The organism is Methanosarcina thermophila TM-1, from assembly GCF_000969885.1.
In the GTDB taxonomy this organism is placed as follows: Archaea; Halobacteriota; Methanosarcinia; order Methanosarcinales; family Methanosarcinaceae; genus Methanosarcina; species Methanosarcina thermophila.
This window is the reverse complement of sequence record NZ_CP009501.1, coordinates 740,967-762,544: the sequence shown is the minus strand read 5'-3', so window position 1 is coordinate 762,544 and position 21,578 is coordinate 740,967. Positions and strand designations below refer to the sequence as shown.

The window sequence follows — 21,578 nt, the reverse complement described above, 5'->3', positions numbered from 1 at the left end:
TTCGCTTTTCTTTTTAAGGATGAGTGATAATACTAATGCAAAGGAGATAAAATATGCCAGCAAACTTGATTGAATATTTTAATAAAGCTCCAAGGCTTGGCGTCCTCAGTACGTCAAGCAGTGACGGACGGGTCGATTCTGCTGTTTTCGGCTCGCCTCAAATGATTGATGAAAAGACTGTTCTGGCGGCAACTGCCAACAACCGTACCTTTGCAAACCTCCTGGAGAATCCTTATGCGACTTATACTATCATAGAGCCTGCAGACTCGATTACGGATTGGAAAGGCATCCGGGTTTATATGAAACTGAAGGAATATACGACATCCGGGGAACTGCTCGAAATGATCCGGACCCAGGCTGCAAATTTCGTAGGCGAGGAAGCTGCGAAGCTATTACACGCTGCATTGACCTTCGAGGTCTATGAGGTCAGACCATTGATAGATTTCGGGCAGGGATGGGAGAAATCGATCTGAGTTTAAATTCACAGGATTGAATGAGAAGGCAAACTAACATTTTAAGAATTGGATGCTGGAAGGATCATAATTTGAAGTTCACTGGACCCTTACGAGCTTGTGCCTGAATGTTCTTCCAGGTTGTGATTCTTCCCAATCTCAAAGCCAGAATAAGTCATAATTTCCACAGAATGGGGCTGCCAGACAGAATCATAACTTTTTCTCTCTGAATCAACATCCACTGTAATCTGCGAACAAAATATAAGACCACCAGTACATTCTTTGACATTCTTTCCTTTTAAAATTCTAGCTTCAATCATTATAGGATTCTAATTTATATTTCTCTAGTTATTATATGTCAGTAATAATAATCTCTTTATGATGCCAGCAGACTTTTTCCAGTCCCAGGTTATTGTTGTGGCAGTTGTCAGTGAAATCAGTGCTAGAGAAAAGGGGGTAATTAAACATGCATGAAGGTCACGGAGGAATGATGAAGGAAATCTGGGAAATTCTCCCTGCAGATCAGAAAAAGGAAATCGCTTTAATGAAGATGGACATGAAGATACTCTGGCTGGAAGCCAAAATAGCTGAAATGGAAAAAATGATTGAATTAAAGAGAAAAGCTATAGAAAACACTAAAAAGGTTCAGGCAGCGTTGAGAAAATAAGAAATAAGGCAGTTGGCAATAAGGAAATCGGGAGCTATACTTACAAAAAGTCACGTATTCTAAAGAATTAAAGAATACTAAAGAATTAAAGAATAAAATCTTAAACTACAAATCTGAATCTAATGGTATAAAAATCAGGAAGATTCTCAGGATTTTTTCAGCTCTCGGTTTCTAATTCAGTTTTTGTGTTATTTTTCTATTACAAACTTTGAACTGAAAATTTTTTAGAAAAAAGTTTGCTATTGTGGTTATTTAATCATTCTGAGTTCTTCCAGTATGCTCTTCTGTGTTTCAGCTATTTCTTTTAATGTTGCATTGATTTCTGTCATAAGGTCAATTGTGCTTTGTGTTATTCTGGCTTCGGGGGTTTTTTCAGGGGAAGTCTCCGTTTGCTCCATCTCTTCCTTCTGGAGTGCACGTAAGAGATCCCCCATTGCTCCGAACTCTCGGCACTTGTCAGCGCCGCCTGGCACTTTATCTTCGTTAATCATGAGTCTTACAATATTGCAAAATATTAAAATAATTTCCGGTAAGTTGTGGTGCCTTCTTCTGGATCAGGAACATTTTTCTACCTGAGCCAGATCAGCTATTACTCTCGGGCTATGATTAAAATCGGATTAGCAATCTCGGGCATTTCTTTTTAAGAAATAGAATAAGAATAAGCAATATTGACCTGGGATATCAAATAAAATCTACAATTCAATTTCCGAAGTGAATTATAAATACAACATTAGCATAATTTTCTATGGGTAGTGGGGAATTTGTGTATGTAATGGAATCCCTTTAAATTGGATACAATCCTCTTTTATGGTCCCCACACCTAAAAATACTAAAAATTCCAAAATATTTTTTCCTGTTCTCTTCTTCGGCATCAATTTCTTTTGATGGCTTACGTTCTAGAAGGAGGGTGATCAATCAGGAGTGGGGCTGCTGAGAATGATACGCACTGCAAAAGAATTTGTTAGCTCAAATTTGGTTTTTCACAAAACTGGTTCAGGATAAAACAAAAACTTTATATTTGAATTTTACGTACTTCTTTTCACAACATTGTACATAAATGGGCATCATATTTTCCGTGGCACAAAAACAGTTAACTGCCTTAAAGTGGTTTAGGGTCCTCAAAATAATTTTGATAAATAGCTTAAGAATTCAGAAAAATCCAAAATCTTTTCAAGTTTATTTACTTGAGGTTTATCTAAGTTTATTAATATTACCAAATTGTTAAAATATTACCCTCAATTCGAGATGATTTATTGACTGAAAAAAAACTGTTAATGGGTAATGAAGCCATTGCACTTGGCGCTTTAGAAGCTGGCGTCCAGGTGGTTACCGGGTATCCTGGGACTCCTTCAACCGAGGCTCTGGAGACGGTTATCCGGTATGCGGACAGGTGTGGAATCTATGTTGAGTGGTCCAGCAATGAAAAGGTTGCACTTGAAACAGCTGTAGGGGCTGCTTATTCCGGAGCAAAGGCACTTGTGACAATGAAGCAGGTAGGATTGAATGTCGCATCCGACCCCCTCATGAGCTTGAGTTATATAGGGGTAAAAGGAGCCCTTGTCCTGCTCGTTGCCGATGATCCCGGACCCCATTCTTCCCAGACCGAACAGGATACGCGAGTTTTCGGGCACTTTGCAAATATTCCTGTCCTTGACCCTGCAACCCCTCAGGAAGCGTATGAACTGACAAAGCTTGCTTTTGAGCTTTCGCACGAATTCGAGATTCCTGTTATTCTTAGAACCACCACACGGGTTTCCCATAGCTGCGGGGATGTTGAGGTTGCAGTTGCAGAACCCGAGCCTGTCGAAGCTGTTGGCGAGGGATTCGTAAAGGACAGGCGCTGGACGATCTTTCCGAGGCTTACTGCCGAGCGGCATCCCTGGCTTGAAAGCATACAGGCACAGCTTTCCGAGCGTTTTTCTGAGCTTCCATTCAATACAATTTCGGGATCGGGAAGAATCGGGATTCTTGCTTCAGGCGTCTCAGCTCTTTACGTAAAGGAAGCAGTGGAAACTGTCAGCAATTTTGAAGAAACTTTCACACTTTTCAAGATTGGGATAGTACATCCATTCCCGGAAAAAGCAGTCCTTTCTTTCCTGAGAGGAATTGACAGGCTGATAGTGGCTGAAGAGCTTGATCCTTACCTTGAGGAACAGGTTCTCCAGCTCATAGGAAAAGCACACCTGCCTGTTGATGTTTATGGAAAAAAGAACGGTTTTTTCCCTGTAAGTGGGGAATATAATGTGGATCTTGTCATTGACAGCATAAACGATTCACTTGCGGCTTTTGGGGAGAGTTTACGGCTTTCCCACGCTTCTCCTGCCATCTCGAGGGAGAAACTTCCTCCCCTCCCGATCCGCGCACCTACCCTCTGTGCAGGCTGCATGCACAGAACCGTCTTTTATGCTTTCAAACAGGCTGCAAAGCAGCTTAAAAAAGAGGCTCAAATTGATACGATTTTTTCCGGGGATATAGGCTGTTATACTCTCGGAAATGCATACCCACTTAACATGGTGGATACCTGCCTCTGCATGGGAGCCGGAATTAGCATTGCAGGAGGACTTTTCCGCACGAACCCGAAAGCAAAGCATGTAGCTTTTATCGGCGATTCAACCTTCTTCCATTCAGGCATCCCTGCGGTGGTAAACGCTGTTTATAACGGAGCCGATATCACCCTTGCCGTACTTGACAACCGGACAACTGCAATGACAGGACATCAGCCCCATCCTGGCATGGGTCTGACCGCACTTGGAAGTGCTTCAAAAGCCATTGAGATTGCAGATGTGGTTAGGAGTTGCGGGGTCGAATTTGTAAAGACTGTAAATACTTTAGAGGCGGACAGCCTGGTAAATTGTGTAAAAGCCGCAAAGGAAGCCATGAACTTTAAAGGTCCGTCCGTTATAGTATTCAAAGGCAGATGTGCAGGGATTACAAAATCTGACAGATATTACAGAATAAAATCTGAGGACTGCACAGGCTGTGGTTTCTGTATAAAAGAACTCGGCTGCCCTGCTATTAACCTTGATTCAGATAAGCCTGTCATAAATGATAGCTGCATTGGTTGCGGGCTTTGTGCGCAGATCTGCCCGTCGGAAGCTATCTGCATAGGAGGGGAAAAGCTGTGAAGTATGATATTTTAATTGCAGGCGTTGGCGGGCAGGGTGTTGTGCTTGCTTCTCGACTGCTTGCACTTGCTGCCATGAGAGCCGGATTCCATGTAAGCACTGCCGAGACTATAGGCATGTCTCAGAGGGAAGGTTCGGTTAGCAGCCATGTGAGAATAGGAGACAAACTTTTAGGGTCACTTATCCCCATAGGACAGGCAGACCTGCTTTTAGGTCTGGAACCCGCAGAAACCGTACGGAACCTGCCTTTTCTCAGGAAGGGCGGGAAGGTTCTGGTAAATACTCATCCTATCCCGCCGGCATCAAGACCGCCAGGAAGCCCTGAATATGACCCTGCATCTTTGCTCTCCTTTTTATGTGAATGCTACCCTGACATTATCTGTTCCGATTTCACGGAGCTTGCAGGAGATGTAGGGACATACAGGGCTGCAAACGTTGCAATGCTTGGAGCGGCTGTGGGTGCGCGGGCTTTGCCCTTTTCTGAAGAAATTTTAAAGGCAGTACTTGAGGCTGAAATCCCTGAAAAATACAGAGCTGTGAACAGAGCCGCATTCGAACGCGCAATGAAATGTATCAGATTTATCTCCGGTACCTGAGCGGGGAACAGAAGGTGAAATTTTATGTATGAAGCATCTATTGACTCTGAACTTGATCCCAATGTTCAGCTTTATAATCCCAATATTTCGGAAGAAGATACTTTTGCAAAATTAAAGGCACTGCTTAAGCGCGCAGTTGAAAGCAGTCCATTTTATCAGAAAAAGTTCAGGGAAGCAAATATCGATATCGAAAAAATAAAGGCACTCGAAGACCTGAAACTTCTACCCTTCACGTATAAAGAGGAACTCAGGGATGCTTATCCTCTCGGGCTGAAAGCAGTACCTGAAGCCGAAGTCGTAAGGATCCACTCCTCTTCAGGGACCACAGGTAAACCTGTAATCATCCCTTATACCCGCAAAGATGTGGATGTCTGGGCTGAAATGATGATGCGCTGCTACATGCTGGCAGGGCTTTCCAACCTGGACCGGATTCAGATCACCCCAGGATACGGACTCTGGACTGCAGGGATAGGATTCCAGCTTGGAGCTGAACGCCTGGGAGCAATGGCTATCCCAACAGGTCCCGGGAATACCGAAAAACAGCTTGAAATGCTTATTGACCTGAAATCAACAGCTCTTGCAAGCACCTCTTCCTATGCTCTTTTGCTCGCCGAAGAAATTGAAAAACGCGGGCTTAAGGACAAAATCCATTTAAGGGTAGGGATTATAGGTTCGGAACGCTGGAGCGAAAAAATGCGCAGCCGCATCGAAAATGAACTCGGGATAGAGACTTTCGACATCTACGGGCTGACTGAGATCTATGGACCTGGCATTGCTCTTGATTGCTCGTTCCATGAAGGCATGCATTACTGGTCCGATCATCTGCTCTTTGAGATAATTGATCCTATTACTGGAGAACAGCTTCCTGAAGGCACGCTTGGAGAACTTGTAATTACAACCCTCACAAAAGAGGGGGCTCCTCTCATTCGTTACAGGACAAGAGACCTGACCCGGATTATTCCAGGTGTCTGTAAATGCGGCTGCCCTTTCCCGAGAATTGACAGGATTCTGGGAAGGTCGGATGACCGTATAAAGTTTAAGGCTGTAAATATCTACCCTGGTCAGATCGAAGATGTTATCCATAGAGTTCCGGGCGTTAGCAGTGAATACCAGATCTTGCTTACACGCAAAAACGGCAGGGATAGCATGACCTTCAGGGTCGAGATCGAAAATGCAGAAGACCCTTCAATAAAGCAAAAAACCGAAAAAGCTATAGGTAAAGCCTTCAAAGACTTCATAGGTGTAACCGTAGACGTTGTGGGTGTAAAGATAGGAGAACTTCCCCGCAGCATGAAAAAGACAAAAAGAGTAATTGATGAAAGGGAATTGTGAAATCCCCTTTTAACCTTTCATCCTTAACTTCATCAACCAGCTTCTTACTGCTCCTTTCGCCCCCGATCTCTCATTTGCTTTTCTTGCCAGCCGGTTTATTGCTTACCTAGTCGTCTGATTTAATCGGTTTTAACCGGGCAATCAGTTTTATTCCCCTCTGGATGGGGGAATTTTTCGAGAGCTTCTTTTTCTTTCTTAAAATCGGTTTTATACACAATAGTCCTGTGTGGATATGGAATTTCTATGCCTTCCTTATCAAAGCGTTTTTTAATAGCTTCCAGAATTTCGCAGCCTGAACTGTACGCGACACTCCTATCTCTGAACCAGACATTCATGCGGAGATTTACGGAAAATTCTCCCAGTTCGACAACACTTACTTTAATTCCTCCTCTCTCCCTGAAATCCGGATCTACGGGACGAAGTACAGGGGAGTCAAAGAGTCCTATTTTAAGGTTATCGGACTTGATTAAGCCGGGTTTGACCACGTTATATTTAACTTCATGCGGGGGCATAACATTGGGATGTTTTCTGGCTTCTTCGATCATGATTTTTCTTGCCAGGTCAATGTCGGCATCATAGCTAATTTTTACGTCTATTGGCCAGATCACTGCAGGATCTTCTATAGTCCAGTTAATTATCGCTTCATTGCTAATTCTAGAGTTAGGGATTATAAGCCGCCTGTTGTCCCAGGTTATGATTACAGTATGCCTGAGGTTAAGGTCTGCAACCTTCCCATACTCATTCATAATATTCAGCCGGTCTCCAACCCTGAAAGGTTGAAAAATGGCAAGGGAAAGCCCTGCTATTATATTGCTCAGTGTGTTCTGGGCTGCAAGACCGATGACAATACCGGCAATTCCTGCCCCTGTAAAGAGGGCAACTGAGAGGCTTCTAAGACTTGGAATGCTGAAAATTACAACAACTATTCCCATAAAGTAGATTAATGCAACAATAATATGCCTGAACATTCGGAAAGAGGTGGCGTCTATATGCAGCTTGCTGTTTGCTCTTTTGAAATAGCTGTCCAGAAGGCGGTTTACATTCCTTGCAACAATTATAGTGACCAAGCCAATAAAAAATATGAATAAGAACGTACCCAGATTGTCAGAAAACCATGTAAATGCCTGCTCCAGTCCTCTATCAAAATAGGACATATTTTCTGCGAAAGAGGAAGGGGTTTCGGGGGTTTCCATGTCCTGAGTGATTGACAAGAAGCTTTAAATAAATATTGATTTAAAAAAGATCAAAACAGTACAAAAGTGGGTTTGCAAAGGAAGGTTCTCCCCTGAAAAATATATAAAATGAAACAAAAAATTATAAAATATTAAGCTGAAAACCCTCAAAAGTATCCATTAGCCCAAAGAAGGAAGTTCCATAATCAAAAACCTCCTCCTTAGGCTTTCTCAGGTTGTTTTCTCAATTTTCTATTGTTGTTTCCTGCTATGGTCTCTTATTAAATCTCTTTATATTTTACTCAGTTGAGCCCCCTGATGTCTCGTTCTGCTATTCAGCCTCTTCAGGCATACAGGTTCTTCTTCGGTCAATCAGGATTTTTTTGTATGTATTAATTAATCTGTATTGATACAATCAGGATGCAAAAAGAAAAGTTCAAAAATTAATAAAAGGAAGGGTTACTTCCTTTCTCTCGCATAGGCGACAAGTGCATCTTTAACTCCATACTTGAATGCGACCACAATTGCAACTCCCCATGCCAGCGGCCTGAAGAATATGTATACGATGGTAGTATCAATTAGCATGGTATCCAGGGCAACCAGAACCACAATGAGAAGCAGGAAACCTCTCAGAAGTGGAATAATTATATCTGCCCCTTCTATATTCATGCCTCTGACGGTATTGCTCAGGTAGTCCATCACTATATCAATAGCAAGAATACCTATCACCAGAATCAGGATAGCTACAAGGACACGTGGCAGGTACAGAGTAATATCTCTCAACAGATCGGTAATCATGGTCTGTTGCAGGATATCAAACGCAGCAGTAAGGAAAATCAGATATCCGAATATCCTGACTACTCCAGCTATTACCTTTGAGACTGTCAGCCCTCCAGATCTGAGAGAAGCTCCAATAGGAGTTTGTTCAAATCTCTCGTCTACTCCAGCCGATATAAGCAGCTTCTCGAGCAAATCGCTGACAAAATCCACAATTAGCAATCCTATGAGCAGGACAACAATAGCCGAGATAATTAGCGGGATGTAGTATATTACAAGATTGACGAAATCATTCACAACGTCAATATCCAGAAGATCCAGAATGATTATTGCAAAGATGATATAAATAAACCACCGGATAACTGCATCAAAAAAGGCGACTGTACTCATCTGTGACCTTCTTAGCATCCCACCTATAACAGTTCTGTCAATGAGTTCATCCAGTCCTATTCTATCCAGTATCTTTGCGCCGATCCTTCCAAGGAATTTCCCGAGTACTGTTCCTATAATTATTAAAAGAATTATGGCTACCAATGTCGGAATAAATGCTATGAATTGATTGATCATACCGTATAAACTATCCATAATCTCTGTTTCCACCATATTAACCACCCCATGTTGCAATTCTAGAACTGATGATCTTTCCAAATTTCCCAATTATTGGAAAAGATCTGAATATATTTAACATATTATTCTATTAAATAAATAATACATATATCTATCTACAGGCATATATAAAATTTAGTACAGTTGAAAATCCTGTTGGATCAAAAATAAGACAGAATAACTCAAAAGTTTAAAAAAATTATTCGAGTAAAAAGTTGTGCACAAGCTTAAATCAATGAAGTTTGAATTAATGAGTAATCTATTTTATTAGAATGTGGGGCAGAGAAACACGCATGGGGTCTTTTGAAAGAAGGGGGTCAAAAATCGGGCTTGCACCTGGAACACTCGTCCATGTGGGAGAAAAGAAGGTCGAGAAGGTAGAGATCCGGGTCTTGGCTTATAACAGTGATACGCTTATTGAACGAAAGCTGGAGACCATAGAAGAATGCATGGAGTTTAAGAACCTGCCCAATCTCAATTTATGGATAAATGTGGATGGATTGGACCGAGTAGACATTATAGAAAAGCTTGGGAGTTATTTCGATATCCATCCCCTTACCCTCGAAGATGTGCTCAACACAGGGCAGCGACCTAAGACTGAAGATTACGGATCGTATATTTATACGATTTTAAAAATGATGCTCTTTGATAAGGAAAAGAAAGAGATCGTTATAGATCAGGTAAGCATCATCATTGGACCCAATTATATCCTCTCTTTTCAGGAAAGGCATTGGGATGCTTTTGACTCTGTGCGGGAAAGGTTTGTAAATCCGGCTTCTCGCCTGCGAAAAACCGGGGTGGATTATCTTGCCTACAACTTAATTGATGCAGTCGTCGATAATTACTTTTTGATACTTGAGTACTTCGGGGACGAGATAGAAGATCTTGAAGAGGAGCTGATAATAGAGCCAAGCCCTGAAACTCTCAAGACTATCCAGAAATATAAAAGGGATATGATTACCCTCCGTAAAGCAGTCTGGCCCCTCCGAGAGATGATAAGTGGCTTGCAGAGGATTGAGTCAGATCTTATCAAAGAGACTACCCGCATTTACCTGAGAGATGTTTATGACCATACAATCCAGGTAATTGATTCAGTTGAAGATTTCCGGGATATTCTATCTTCAATGGTAGATATCTACCTCTCCAGTTTAAGCTACAGGATGAACGATGTCATGAAGGTTCTGACTGTTATAGCAACGATTTTCATTCCCCTCACTTTCATAGCAGGCGTTTACGGCATGAATTTCAAATACATGCCTGAACTTGAATGGCGGTGGGGTTATCCGGCAGTAATGTTTGGAATGACTATTCTGGGAGTCAGTATGTTTCTTTATTTTAAGAAAAGGAGATGGGTTTGACTTTCTTTTTTCCAGGGTATACTGATTTTTCCTTTTGTTCTTCTCCGTGCCTTCATAGTTTTCTCTCTTAGCAGCCCTTCTTCCTTTGTTTCTTATCAGGTATTTTCTTCTTTTCTGCCTCCTGCTTGCTTTTTCTTCTTTGCTTTTGTCCCCTCATTATTCAGGAAAGGATTTAACTGCAAAAATTTTTATAATGTTGTAAGTCTATATTAAGAGATTTAGAAATTATCAAAATTTTAATTCCGGATTATTATGTACGGATATTATAAACCCCCGTTCTCAATAGAGCAGGAAGGGATTTCGATCTCTGTGGAAAACAACGGAGAGCACTGGATATACAGGAGGGCGCTTGGAACCGATAAAGTAGAGAAAATCATCCTTGCGGATGGAAAACGCCTGATAATAAATCCGGTAGAACCCCTGAATACACCTAAAGAAATTACTCCATACCTGCTTATCGAATTTGAGAAAACCCTGCTTCTTGCAGGTGGAGCAAAAAGAAGAATTTTCCTTACTTTTCCGATAGAGATAGGTGTTTTCATCTCGGATAGGGGAGACAGGAATATTCAGCTTCTGGATGTGATGACACTGGCAAGGCAGAAATTTACCCTTTACGGGGAGGTTTCAAACGGAATTCTATGTAAACACTGGAAAAGCAAGGTGTATTCAATTTCTCCTTCTCCCGATTCTCTACAGGAGGGAGTTATGGAATTGACTCTTCGAAATACCTCCTCGGATTGGGCTTCCATCTCAATGGCGGTTTTCAGTGCATACGGTATGAAACTTTATTATGGAAGCGATGGCGACGCTTTCATGCGAGCGCGTATGGATATTCTCAACAGGAACACAGCTGAAACGAGTTTTGAATTGCAGCATATTAGTGGGGAGCTAAAAAGCAGCCCTCTAAGAGATTTTAAAGCCAGAAAAGAAGCTTTTGGAGTCTATAGTCTTCAGAAACTTGGTTTCGTACCTCCCAAGTTTTACATGGGGTGGGGCTATTGATTACGGATTTCGATTTTCTTGATATCCGCCTCCCTATCTCAAACGGTAACGTAACTCTGGGATCGGTGCTAAAGTTTATTCTAATTCTTTCTTTTTCAATACTCATTGCCAAAGTTCTCTCGCTTTACCTGCGCAGGTCTCTCAAAGACAGGGTCAGTAAAGATGTGTGTGAGACTATAGTTAAAATTTTTTATTACGGCACGATTACTATTGTTTTCCTCTCTAATCTATCGCTAATAGGAATTAGTCCCTCAGCTCTCCTGGTTGCAGGAGGAGTCACAGGTATCATCCTCGGTTTTGCAAGCCAGAACATTGTGGGAAACCTGATCTCGGGGTTTTTCCTTATGGTCGAAAGACCAATAAAGATTGGAGATCAGGTTGAGATAAGCGGAATCTCAGGCTTTGTAACTGACATTCGTATAATTTCAACAATTATAAGAACCTATGATGGGCTCCTTGTCCGCTTGCCCAACCAGCAGGTCTTTACCACAAATATCACAAATATTGTCGGGCATCCTGTCAGGCGGTTTGAATATACAATAAGGATCCGCTACAGTGACGATGCAGATGCCGCAATCTTTCTTATCAAAGACCTTATAGACAAAGAGCCCTTTGCTCTCCTGAATCCCTCTCCTTCGGTTTTCGTAAGTGATCTTGGGGACAGCTGGGTAAATCTTACTGTCAGAATCTGGGCGCCTGTGAGTGAATGGTTCGGGATAAAAACCAGAGTCCTGTGGAATATAAAAAAGACTCTGGAGGAGAATGGTATAGAAATTCCTTTACCGCAGCGTATAGTTCGTATCCAATCCGATCCAAAGAAAGTCCCTGAAGAACTGACGTTGCCGGTATCGCCGGAAAAGGAAATCGAGAGTGTAATAAATTATGAGGAAAGGGTTTTCGCCTGAGTGAACCCGTTAATACGCTCTACAGGATTGCATGCGATAAATCAGATCAATGCTAATAATTGATATAATAAACAGTTTTTCTATATTACAGCAGGGGTTGCATTTTTATGAATTCAATTAAAAGGCTTATATTCTCAGGAAAATTAAAGGGGTCCCTCGCTCTCGGAGCATTGCTGTCCTTTGCAGTTTTTCCGGAAGGCAGGACTTCGGAAACGACAGAAAGATCTTCTGAAATCACAAATGAAAAATTTGCATCAGAAGAGTTTAATCCTGATGAGGTTACAACGGAATGGGATGATGCGTATCTTTTTAGCAGCAGGGAAGATGCTTCGGAAGAGCTTGAGAGACTGAAAAAGATACCGCAAGAGATAAACGAGACTTTCAGTCCAAAATTTGAAAAGCTGTCGGGGTCCGATTTACTTAATTTTCTGGAAAGTGAAAAGGAGTATTCAAAATCACTAGAGATTCTGTACACCTACTCACATACTCAACTCAGTAAAAACGTAAACGAGCCGTTTTTTATTTCCTTGGTAAGGAGTACACAGGATCTGTTTACCGAATACAAGAAAGCTGTAGCTTTTTCAGCCGTAAAATTGACCTCGCTCGGGAAGGAGGAATGGGACAGGCTCTTTTCCGAAGAACCTGGACTTGAGTTCTACAGGGCTTATCTTGAAGCCAATTATATGAGGTTTGCAGATCACAGGCCAGTGGATGAGTCTCAGGCTATGTATCTCGCAGAACTTGAAAACCAGCGCATGAAACTTGAGACAGAGGCTCTTTCTCAAATCACGAACAAAGTCACAAAGGCAGGAGAAATAACACTTGAGAACGGAGAGAAATTTTCCATCAATTCTCAGTCTTATAATACCCTGCTTTCAACCGATCCAAGCCGGGAAAACAGGAGAAGGTGTTATGAAAAGAGGTTCTATCACCTGATAAATGAGTCCGATTCAATGGCAGCTCTTTATTCAAGGAAATCCCGGCTTGATGATCTTGTTGCAAAGGAGCTAAAATACGCGGACTACTATGATTATACCCTGTATAATTCCTATCTCACCCATGCTCAGATTGATGACATGAACACAGTTTTCAAGCAGAAAAAAGGGGTATTTGAGGACTATAACGAATTCAGGAGGAAAAAACTAGGGGTTGATGTGCTAAAACCATACGATCTTATGTTGCAGTTGACAGATCAGCCCGGGAAAAAGTATGCTTACATAGATGCCTTAAAAGAAGTTCAGAAATCCTATTCTAGGATGGACCCGAGTTTTAAAGAAATCTTTTTAAAAATGGTAACAGGCAGCTTCATAGACGTATATCCTGACCCTGAACACGGAAAACAGCCAGGAGGCTACTGTACCGACTCCTGCGCCCTTAAAGCTCCGCCCCTTATCTTTATGAACTACGACGGTCTTTTAAAAGACCAGAAAACTCTGACACATGAGCTGGGGCACGCTTTTAATTTCTATCTAATGAGCAATTCCGTGGATTACCTTTACTGCTCAGGCACGATCTATGAGATGGAGATCCCTTCCACTTTTAACGAAGAACTTTTTGTTGATCACGTTGTTGAGACTTCGGATAGGGCTACCGCAATTGCCGTGCTTTCCCAGCAAATCGATGATTACCAGAACTTCTTTACCAGGCAGCCGCTAATCACGGAATTCGAATATAAAGCGCATAAGCTGTGTGCAGAAAAAGAAAACGTAACCGGAGCAGAACTCAATGCAATCTGGACAAGTCTATCAAAAGAGTACAGGAGCCCTTCAGTTGAGTATTACCCTGAAGATTCTGCGGAATGGACCTACATCAACCATATTTACCTGACAAGCAACTACTATACCTTCAATTACGCGGTTTCGAAGGCAATAACCCTCGCTCTCTTCAAACAGTACAGGAAAGATCCTGAAATTTTCAATAAAAACTATATAGCGTACCTTTCGGCAGGCTCCACAATGCCTCCTGAAGCAAAACTCAGGAAACACTTCGGGATCGAAATCAACAGGCAGCTTTTTGAAGATGCCATGGATGTTGTCGAGTCAAGGATTAAAGAATTGCATAAACTGGCAGAAGAGTAAACCTGAAAAAAATTATACTTAAAGAAATGGTAACCCGAATACGAAGAAAAAGTATAAAGAGAAATGAGAAAAAGCCAGTAAGGGCTTTATTGCTCTTATATCCTTTCCTCAAGCGCGTCCCTAATTGGTTTTACGGTCAGGGCACCTGGTGTCCCTCTCATATTATGGGGCGGCCAGGTTCCTGATTTTATTTCTTCAGAGTTTTCATCGTGCTCGTCCTCAAGAAGTAGGATAACTTTTATGTCGTCCGGAATATCGTCAACCATTTTTGCACCGCATTTCGTAAGTTCCCTGAAGGCTTCTCTCCCTTTTTCTTCATTGAAAGGTGCTGTACACCCTTTTACAATATTTGTTTTAAAGCCCCTCTCAAGGAAACCCATGCTGTTAATGTATATGCAGACTTCATCAACCAGACCTGTTATGAAGACTTCATCAATTCCAAGCTCTGCAATTTTCAGTTCGAGTTCGGGATTCATAAAAGCGCTAGCATGATCTTTCGGAAGCCTGAAGACGCTGACTGTTCCCCCTTTTACTGCCTTTATTACCAGCCTGGCTATATTGTCAACTATCGTTTTTCCCATCGGAGCTACAAGTTTTCCCTCATATAAAGTCCCTTCATATTCGTATGTGTCATACACAAAATCGTTAGTCATATCTATAATAACCAGAGCTTTCAAAGTTCCACCTTCTTCTACTGACCCCATGCCAGGCTCATTCTTTGTCAATCTTATCTGTATTTTTTCCTCTATCTGTAAATTACTGTACGAATAACATAAATCTATTTTGGAACTGCAGTACAGCTTTCTTAGACTTAGCCTTTTAAATTCTATAGCTGCCAGGGATTGAGAAGCTCATTCGGGACTGCAAAGTAATAGAAAAACACTTATCTTTCCTATACCTTTATTTTTATGTCAAATTCCGTACCATTATCCCTTTTTAACTCAATTTCGCCGTTTAACTGATCTACAAGAATATTTACAAGTTGTAGACCAAGAGTATCCGAATTTTCCAAACGAATCTCTTCAGGAATGCCCACTCCGTTATCTGAGATAATCAGGGTATACTCTGCACCTTTTCCAGTAATTTCTTTATTATTGTCGGCTGAATTTTCGGCTTCTGCTTCTTTGAATAATTTAATCCGAATTTCTCCTTTCTTCCTGTCTGGAAATGCATATTTTAATGAATTGGAAACAAGCTCATTGACAATTATTCCCAGTGGGACAGCAATATCCATATCAAAGAAGATATTGTCTTCAAGATCAATCTTTAAGTTAATATCGGCATTTCCAAGGCTGTATGTCTGGAAAAGATTCTCAACGAGCTTTTCAAGGTACTGTGAAAAATGCAGTGTATTGTCTCCTCCACCTTCATGCAGCTCTTCATGAATCAGGGCAATAGACATTATTCTATCCTGGCTTTCCTGAAAAGCGTTAAGAACATCAGATTCTTCAACGCATTTCTTGTTACTGAGATTTTCAGCCTGAAGATCCAGGAGAGAAGAGATTACCTGCAGGTTATTTTTAATCCTGTGATGAATCTCCTTTTTGCGAGCAATTTCAAGGCTCAAAAGAGCTTTTTCGGCTTTTTTGCGTTCAGTAATATCCTGAACTATTCCTTTTACTTTAATTGGAGCATTTTTCTCATCAAAAATAACATCAGACTGCATCTGGACTATCCTTTCTTCTCCGTTGTCCCGGAAAATCCTGTACTCAATACTGGAGAATTTCGAATTTGTGGCTTCTCTAAGGGTATTATCCACATATTCTCGATCATCGGGATGTATATAACTTAGATACTCATTATAAGACGGTGCCAGTTTTTCAGGATCTCGCCCGAATATACGATACATCTCCTCAGACCAGTATGCTTTATCAGCCTTAAAATTCCATTCCCAGCTTCCTATATGAGCCATCATTTGAGCTTCAGCAAGACCTTTTTCGCTTTCTTTTAACGAGACATAAGCTTTTTCGAGTTCTTCAGTCCTTTTTTCAACTAATTTTTCCAGATTATCAAGTGTTTCTTTCAACCCGATTTCTGCTTTTTTTATATCTGTAATATCCCGCGAGATAGCAAGAGCTGAGATCACTTCACCATCAATAAACTCGGGCACTATTCTGGTATTAAAATAATATTTTTTTCCATCAGGTGATTCATATTGGAATTCGATTTCTTCAGGTTTACCTGTAATGAAAACTTTTTCAATATGTTCTTCCCAGAATTTTACTATCTCAGAGTCCATTCCCAGTTCACTGCCGGTTTTTCCAATGATTTCTTCCGGAGGGTAACCAGTAGGTTCTTCAGCAGCAGGATTAACATATATGTGGCGCTTTTGTCTATCATAGCGAACAATAACGTCAGGGGAATTCTCAGCCAGCGTTCGGAACTTGTTCTCACTTCTAACCAGTGCTTCTTCTGCTTTTTTGCGTTCTGTAATATCTATGAATGCAGAAATTGATCCGCGCAGGTTTCCCTGCTCGTCACGCAGAGGTCTGGCATTGCCCAATACGTGCCGTATTTTGCCGTCAGAAGATAAGATATCCAGCTCGCAGTTGTCTATCTCTATTCCTCTAGCTGCCATCTGTGACGGCATTTTTTCAGGCTGGATCTCCACCCCATTCTTGAATAACTTAAACATCTCGGGTTTCTCGCCTTCAGGAGCGGATTTGGATAAATTTGTACCCACAGGAATCCCTAACCATTCATAGGAGAGCCGGTTGCCAGTTATCTTAAGTGCCTGGGGATCTTGTGTAATATACACAGCTACAGGGACAGTATCCAGTAATACTGCCAGCTCATCTGAGCGAGCTCGCTCACGTTTCTCACTTTCCTGCTGTGCGTCAATAAGCTTACTGCGTACAGCCAGCGATTTAGCTAGCTTTATATTGTTATAGCTTAGCTGCGAGATCATATTGGCAAGCGTCATGAGGAAGGACATGCTTGTTTTCACAGCCTCCCTGCTCAAGCGTGGAACTTTCTCAAGCGCTGCAAGGTATTCTTCCTCATTGAAGCCGTATTTCCTTGCCTGGGCTCGGAAAAGCTCGTAGTTAGGAGGCTCATCCTCAAAAAAGAATTGCCCTGAGAAGACATAACCTACATGCTGACCGCCCACCATAATGGGAGTCACTATATCCCACATGTTATTCTTGCACTTATACATCTTAGACTCGCCAGGAGAAACACCTGAAGACAGTTTTGTGTCGCTTTCCATGCAGTGCTTGCGGGTTTCAGGATGAATTCTGTGGAATTTCGTGCAGATGTCCTGCCATCCGACACCTACCAGAACATTGCCTTTGAGATCGTTCAGACCAATGGGAATGTGAATAAGTTTATAAAAATCTTCTATAAGAGACTGTATAGCCTGGGTATCAATAATATCGGCAAACTCCAGGTTTATCGTCTCCTTATCATGTGAGAGCAAATTTACCGGCTTCAACCTGATACTCTGCTTATTCTGGGGTGAAGTATCCTCGATTCTCTTATGCCAGTTGAGATTTTTCCTTCCGGAGTTATCTACCTGCTCCCATTTTCCTTCCTTTTTAACCAGACTGAACTGGTGATTTGCGGCAATAGCTATGGCTTCTGTTACATCGTGTGCATCAAGAGAATAGGTACATAAAGATATTATACGGTAGTTGCTAACAACATCATTCGTTTTTCTCTCATAATCAACAAAATTCCCCCAATCCTCCTTTTTCAGCCAGGAAGTGTTCCAGCTAAATCTCACTCCTTCATAGCCATTTTCCTGGGCTTGACTGAGTTTTTCAACCCAGCCATTTAAAGCTCTCTCCGAGTCAAGAATATCTTCTTTTGCATACCAGTAATTGTGGGGAATAATTTCTATCTGACCATTTTTGAGATAAACATCAAAGTCAGGAACAGCTTTCCTTAAGGCTTCTTCTGCTTCTTCAGCACTTAGCGGTTCTGCTGTGATCCACAGGCAAAATTCATTACTCCCCAGTCCTGCTTTGAAATAAGGAATAAGTACTTCCGTCAAATCATCCTTTGTCCGATAGAATTGACAAAAATGTATTCCCCAGGGCAGATCTCCAATAATATCAATACCAGATCTTCTCAGTTTTTCACTCATTCCATATCTTTCCCCACAATTAATGATAACCTTTTGATATTTATTTAATTGCTAGCATGTAATTTAGTTTTTGAGATGAGACAGTTTTTCAGATATACTTGTAAATAGCAGAATGGGTAAATTAGCAGAATATTTTATAGAATACCTACAAAAACAGGGTCGGTCTGCTTTGTAATTTTAATATTTATTTATAAATAAATCTGATATTATATTAGTATTTATATTTATTTAGAAATAAATCTGATATTGTATTAATATTTTTGCCTGGCTTCTTGCAGAATCAAATTAAAAAAAGCCCTGAGAAGTTTCATGTGAGTATCCATTTTAGAATACTTACGCTTTAGTTATATGTTCGTACCTGATATCAGCCCTTGTAATTTTTGGCAACTGACCCCACATGCCAATGTATTCTCCCTGAATCACAACTGCCCCTCTTAATCCCGGAATCTCCTTCACGACTCTGAAAGAAGCCTCTACGGATTCCTTGCCTATGCCTACCTCATTCCCAAGAGCGGTTGCAGCTGCATCTGCAAGGGAAACATCGTCTGAGAGCACAACTGCTGCATCCGCCATCCCAAAGCTGATTGAAGGTCCAACCGTTCCTGCTGAAGTGCATACTCCTGTAATCGAGTGTCGGGGCTCGAATATTAGACCTAGATTTTTAATGGGAGATTGTCCAGCATAAATCCCTACCACCACAGGCTTGTCGTTAATAAGTGCGATATCTCCTCCGTTGTCGACAATTGCATATTTTGCCCCCGCATCAACCATGGCTTCCACTGCAAGCGCCGAAATCGTACCTGCAACCGCACTCATCGGACCTATTCCCATAGTGTTTCCGGCTTTTACCATTCTCTTTACAATCTCAGGAGCGTTTTTCGGGCATTCATAGGGCTCAAGAGTAAGCCGAAAATATGGGTCGGAAAGAATGTAAGTCTCAAGGGCTGCTCTATGGATTCGGATCGCTTCTTTTGCAGCTTCGATATGAGCCTGGTCATCAGCCGCAATAGTAACTATGGTTTCCTTGAGCTGGAAATGTTCTTTAATCGGGGTATGGTCAGGTTTTTCAGCTGGCTTTTTTACGGGATATGACATGTTGATCCAGATAGAATTTATTACTTAAAAAAGGTGCTGTAAATATTGTTTGCTTACAAGCCTTTTCAAAAAAGGCTTGAGCGAAAACCTTTTGAAAAAAGGTTTTATCGAAAACTGCATGGAGGCGAGGTTAAGCGGTGCAACGGTTTCAGCACAAGAGCTTTAGGTTAATGGGTTTGGAGGTTAAAAGAAGGACATTTTTAAACCAGGCCTCTGCGCCTTTCACTTTTATACTCTTCAAAGAGGCTTTGCAGTTCGTCCTGTTTGGCTTTGTGTCGTTTTTCGTCGGCTTCTTTTTCCCAGGCTGCGATTGCAGCTTTTAGGGTTTCGGGTTCAACCATTGCGAAGTCTTCAGCTCTTTCTAGCGGAATGCCTTTTAAAACCGGCACATCCCCTTTGAAGAAGGTCTCACTGGCTGCGTGTGAAATATCCTCTGGAATGAGTACGGCACGGACTCCGGCATCTACAAGAATCTGAGCTGTTGCAGCCCCGCCTCCACTGGGGTTTTCCAGAAAGACCACATCACCTGTTTTAAGCCCGTATTTTTCCTTTGTCTCGGCGATGGATTCCTTCGTAAAGGCAGCAATGACTTTGACAGCTGTACCTTCGCCGCGGACTTCCATCTTCTGGATTTTACGCAGTTTATTGCTTCTGCGCCGCAGCTCTTTTATGGTTTTGTTTTTTTTGCTTACCTCTTTTTTCAAGCTTTCAATGATCTCATCCCGGTTCTGGATTTCTTTTGATTTCCGAATTTCTTTGTAGGCTTCCTTTTTGAAGCTATTCAGCCTTGACTCAAGTTTTGAGATTTTCCTGTCTTTTGCGATCAGTTCTTCTTTTAATTCCTCAAGGTATTCCTGCAGATGCTGAATCTGTTCGCTCTGTCGCTGGATAGTTTCCCTCATTTTCAGGAGGGTTTCATCAATTGCCTTTTCCTCAGGCTTTTCAGCACGCTCTTTTGGCTTTGATTTCTCAGGCTCACCTGAAGCCTGGACTTTTTCAATTGCAGCCTCTATTGGAACTCCATGGATTACGTGGAATTTTATCAGCTCGACATCGGCATTCTGCGGAGCTTTCTTTTCAATCCGGGTAAAAATATTCTTGTAACTCCTGTAAGTAAGGAGAGCCGCAGTCAGTGCATCCCTTTCGTGGTCATTGGAGTAGCCAAAGGTCTTCCCAAGTGCAATTTTTTCCTCGGCAGAAACTTCGATCCCAGGACTTGCAGGCACAGCATTGAAACTCCTTCTAATTTTCTCAACCGAGCTCGGCATAGGAGTTACATCACTGGCAATGACTGCAGGTTTTCCATATTCTGCAATCAGTTTGACCACCTCATCGGGTGCTATTCCTCTGAAGCTTTTCAAGTAGAGAAGCTCTCCGTCAAGTGAGAGGATGGCTATACCTACGGTTGTTCCAGGGTCAATTCCCACGATTGTAAATTTACGCCTCGTGTCCTTCGGTTTAAGAGGAACATACCGAATTTTATCGCGTTCAACGCTTCTTACAATTACCTGAGCATCATTACTTGCCATTGAATGTATTGGTATCTCTCCGCGTTTTGCATAAACAGTGAATTCAGACCTGACATAGCCTCCGAAGCCTTTTACATTTACGGCTTCGAATCTGATGCCTTTTTCCCTGGATAAATCTCTCAGGATATTTTCTATCTCTCTGCTCCTTTGCAGTACAGCTCCGTGTACCTTCCTACGGTACCGATTCTGGCTCCAGCCTCCCCTTCCAAGGGAACGGGCTCTGCTGACTTTAATCTTTGTGATGTCTTCAAAAAGGGAAACCTCATACCCAACCCCCATGTCCGCAAGGCGGGCACATGCTTCAGCCTCTTCATTCGGGTTTTCAGGATCAAAAGAAAAACCATGTTTTCGTGCAAGCCTGATAAGCGGTTCAGGATGCAGCCCACCTGTGACCTGAACAAGTTTAACTCCTTCAGGCAGTCGTTCCATAAGGGAAAGGAGCTCTTTCCTATCGGCTGCAAGCTCGAAAATATTATCAACAGCTATTATCTCCGGCCTTTCCTTCTGGATCATGTTTAAGATCTTCTGGCGACGGAGCATAGTTTGATGGGAAACTTCACCATCCTTTAGGATAGCAAGTGCATATCTGGGAAGTTCCTTTGCCCTGGAAGAGCCCCGGGCAATATCAATTCCATAGATAATCCTTTTTTGCATGAGCGTCTATATTTTATTTTTTGTAGAATATATATTTAACTGTACCTGCTTTTTACTATATAAATCTATTTATTTATCTGATTTCTAAAGTTATCTCACGCTTTTTTATAAGACAAAGTAGTCAGAATATACTCTATTGTTTG

Annotated in this window: 17 protein-coding genes; 9 read left to right on the top strand and 8 right to left on the bottom strand. The window is 41.7% G+C overall.

Annotated elements, in window-relative coordinates; genetic code table 11:
* Positions 1-53: 53 nt before the first annotated feature.
* Positions 54-473 carry a pyridoxamine 5'-phosphate oxidase family protein gene (locus tag MSTHT_RS03240; protein ID WP_048166540.1) on the top strand — a complete coding sequence of 140 codons (420 nt, stop codon included), beginning with the start codon at positions 54-56 and terminating at the stop codon, positions 471-473.
* Between the two features lie 89 nt (positions 474-562).
* On the opposite strand, the gene MSTHT_RS03235 is transcribed toward MSTHT_RS03240, so the two are convergent.
* Positions 563-772 (bottom strand): hypothetical protein, encoded by a 210-nt coding sequence (locus MSTHT_RS03235; RefSeq protein ID WP_048166539.1) that lies wholly within the window; start codon positions 770-772, stop codon positions 563-565.
* A 146-nt stretch (positions 773-918) separates the two neighbouring features.
* Between MSTHT_RS03235 and MSTHT_RS03230 the strand changes: the two genes are divergently transcribed.
* A complete protein-coding gene (locus MSTHT_RS03230; RefSeq protein ID WP_048166538.1) occupies positions 919-1,119 on the top strand; it encodes a hypothetical protein in 201 nt (66 codons plus the stop codon).
* A gap of 248 nt (positions 1,120-1,367) precedes the next feature.
* Here MSTHT_RS03230 and MSTHT_RS03225 read toward each other — a convergent pair whose 3' ends face one another.
* Complete coding sequence (locus MSTHT_RS03225; RefSeq protein ID WP_048166537.1) at positions 1,368-1,610, bottom strand: hypothetical protein; 243 nt, start codon at positions 1,608-1,610, stop codon at positions 1,368-1,370.
* A 762-nt stretch (positions 1,611-2,372) separates the two neighbouring features.
* Here MSTHT_RS03225 and iorA point away from each other — a divergent pair.
* Genes iorA through MSTHT_RS03210 form a run of 3 tightly spaced genes read left to right on the top strand, consistent with a single transcriptional unit; the run spans position 2,373 to position 6,172 of the window.
* A complete protein-coding gene (iorA, locus tag MSTHT_RS03220; protein ID WP_048166536.1) occupies positions 2,373-4,244 on the top strand; it encodes an indolepyruvate ferredoxin oxidoreductase subunit alpha in 1,872 nt (623 codons plus the stop codon).
* Positions 4,241-4,840 (top strand): indolepyruvate oxidoreductase subunit beta, encoded by a 600-nt coding sequence (locus MSTHT_RS03215; protein WP_048166535.1) that lies wholly within the window; start codon positions 4,241-4,243, stop codon positions 4,838-4,840. The genes iorA and MSTHT_RS03215 overlap by 4 nt, the downstream gene beginning before the upstream one ends.
* Positions 4,841-4,864: 24 nt before the next feature.
* Entirely contained in the window at positions 4,865-6,172 is a 1,308-nt protein-coding gene (locus MSTHT_RS03210) for a phenylacetate--CoA ligase family protein (protein ID WP_048166534.1), read from the top strand.
* Between the two features lie 119 nt (positions 6,173-6,291).
* On the opposite strand, the gene MSTHT_RS03205 is transcribed toward MSTHT_RS03210, so the two are convergent.
* Both MSTHT_RS03205 and MSTHT_RS03200 read right to left on the bottom strand, forming a co-directional pair.
* Positions 6,292-7,365, bottom strand: a complete 1,074-nt coding sequence (locus tag MSTHT_RS03205; RefSeq protein WP_048166533.1) for a mechanosensitive ion channel family protein — start codon at positions 7,363-7,365, stop codon at positions 6,292-6,294.
* 438 nt (positions 7,366-7,803) lie between these two features.
* Positions 7,804-8,724: a mechanosensitive ion channel family protein gene (locus MSTHT_RS03200; RefSeq protein ID WP_048166532.1), complete on the bottom strand. Its 921-nt coding sequence runs from the start codon at positions 8,722-8,724 to the stop codon at positions 7,804-7,806.
* 296 nt (positions 8,725-9,020) lie between these two features.
* Here MSTHT_RS03200 and corA point away from each other — a divergent pair, with 296 nt between their 5' ends.
* The 4 genes from corA to MSTHT_RS03180 all read left to right on the top strand — a co-directional run bounded on the left by corA (position 9,021) and on the right by MSTHT_RS03180 (position 14,070).
* On the top strand, positions 9,021-10,085 hold the full coding sequence (corA, locus tag MSTHT_RS03195; protein ID WP_048166531.1) for a magnesium/cobalt transporter CorA: 1,065 nt from the start codon (positions 9,021-9,023) through the stop codon (positions 10,083-10,085).
* Positions 10,086-10,337: 252 nt separating this feature from the next.
* Entirely contained in the window at positions 10,338-11,087 is a 750-nt protein-coding gene (locus MSTHT_RS03190; RefSeq protein WP_048166530.1) for a DUF432 domain-containing protein, read from the top strand.
* Positions 11,075-11,992: a mechanosensitive ion channel family protein gene (locus MSTHT_RS03185; protein ID WP_048166529.1), complete on the top strand. Its 918-nt coding sequence runs from the start codon at positions 11,075-11,077 to the stop codon at positions 11,990-11,992. Before MSTHT_RS03190 ends, MSTHT_RS03185 begins: the two co-directional genes overlap by 13 nt.
* 107 nt (positions 11,993-12,099) lie before the next feature.
* The gene (locus tag MSTHT_RS03180) at positions 12,100-14,070 is read left to right on the top strand and encodes a M3 family oligoendopeptidase (RefSeq protein ID WP_231588173.1); all 1,971 of its coding nucleotides are present in this window, start codon (positions 12,100-12,102) and stop codon (positions 14,068-14,070) included.
* Positions 14,071-14,165: 95 nt separating this feature from the next.
* Here MSTHT_RS03180 and MSTHT_RS03175 read toward each other — a convergent pair whose 3' ends face one another.
* From MSTHT_RS03175 to MSTHT_RS03160, 4 genes are all read right to left on the bottom strand, one after another.
* The gene (locus tag MSTHT_RS03175) at positions 14,166-14,795 is read right to left on the bottom strand and encodes a cysteine hydrolase family protein (protein WP_231588172.1); all 630 of its coding nucleotides are present in this window, start codon (positions 14,793-14,795) and stop codon (positions 14,166-14,168) included.
* A 167-nt stretch (positions 14,796-14,962) separates the two neighbouring features.
* Positions 14,963-18,157 carry a PocR ligand-binding domain-containing protein gene (locus tag MSTHT_RS03170; RefSeq protein WP_082086742.1) on the bottom strand — a complete coding sequence of 1,065 codons (3,195 nt, stop codon included), beginning with the start codon at positions 18,155-18,157 and terminating at the stop codon, positions 14,963-14,965.
* Between the two features lie 333 nt (positions 18,158-18,490).
* Positions 18,491-19,252 carry a UPF0280 family protein gene (locus MSTHT_RS03165; protein WP_048166528.1) on the bottom strand — a complete coding sequence of 254 codons (762 nt, stop codon included), beginning with the start codon at positions 19,250-19,252 and terminating at the stop codon, positions 18,491-18,493.
* Between the two features lie 200 nt (positions 19,253-19,452).
* The gene (locus MSTHT_RS03160) at positions 19,453-21,435 is read right to left on the bottom strand and encodes a DUF460 domain-containing protein (protein ID WP_048166527.1); all 1,983 of its coding nucleotides are present in this window, start codon (positions 21,433-21,435) and stop codon (positions 19,453-19,455) included.
* Positions 21,436-21,578 lie beyond the last annotated feature (143 nt).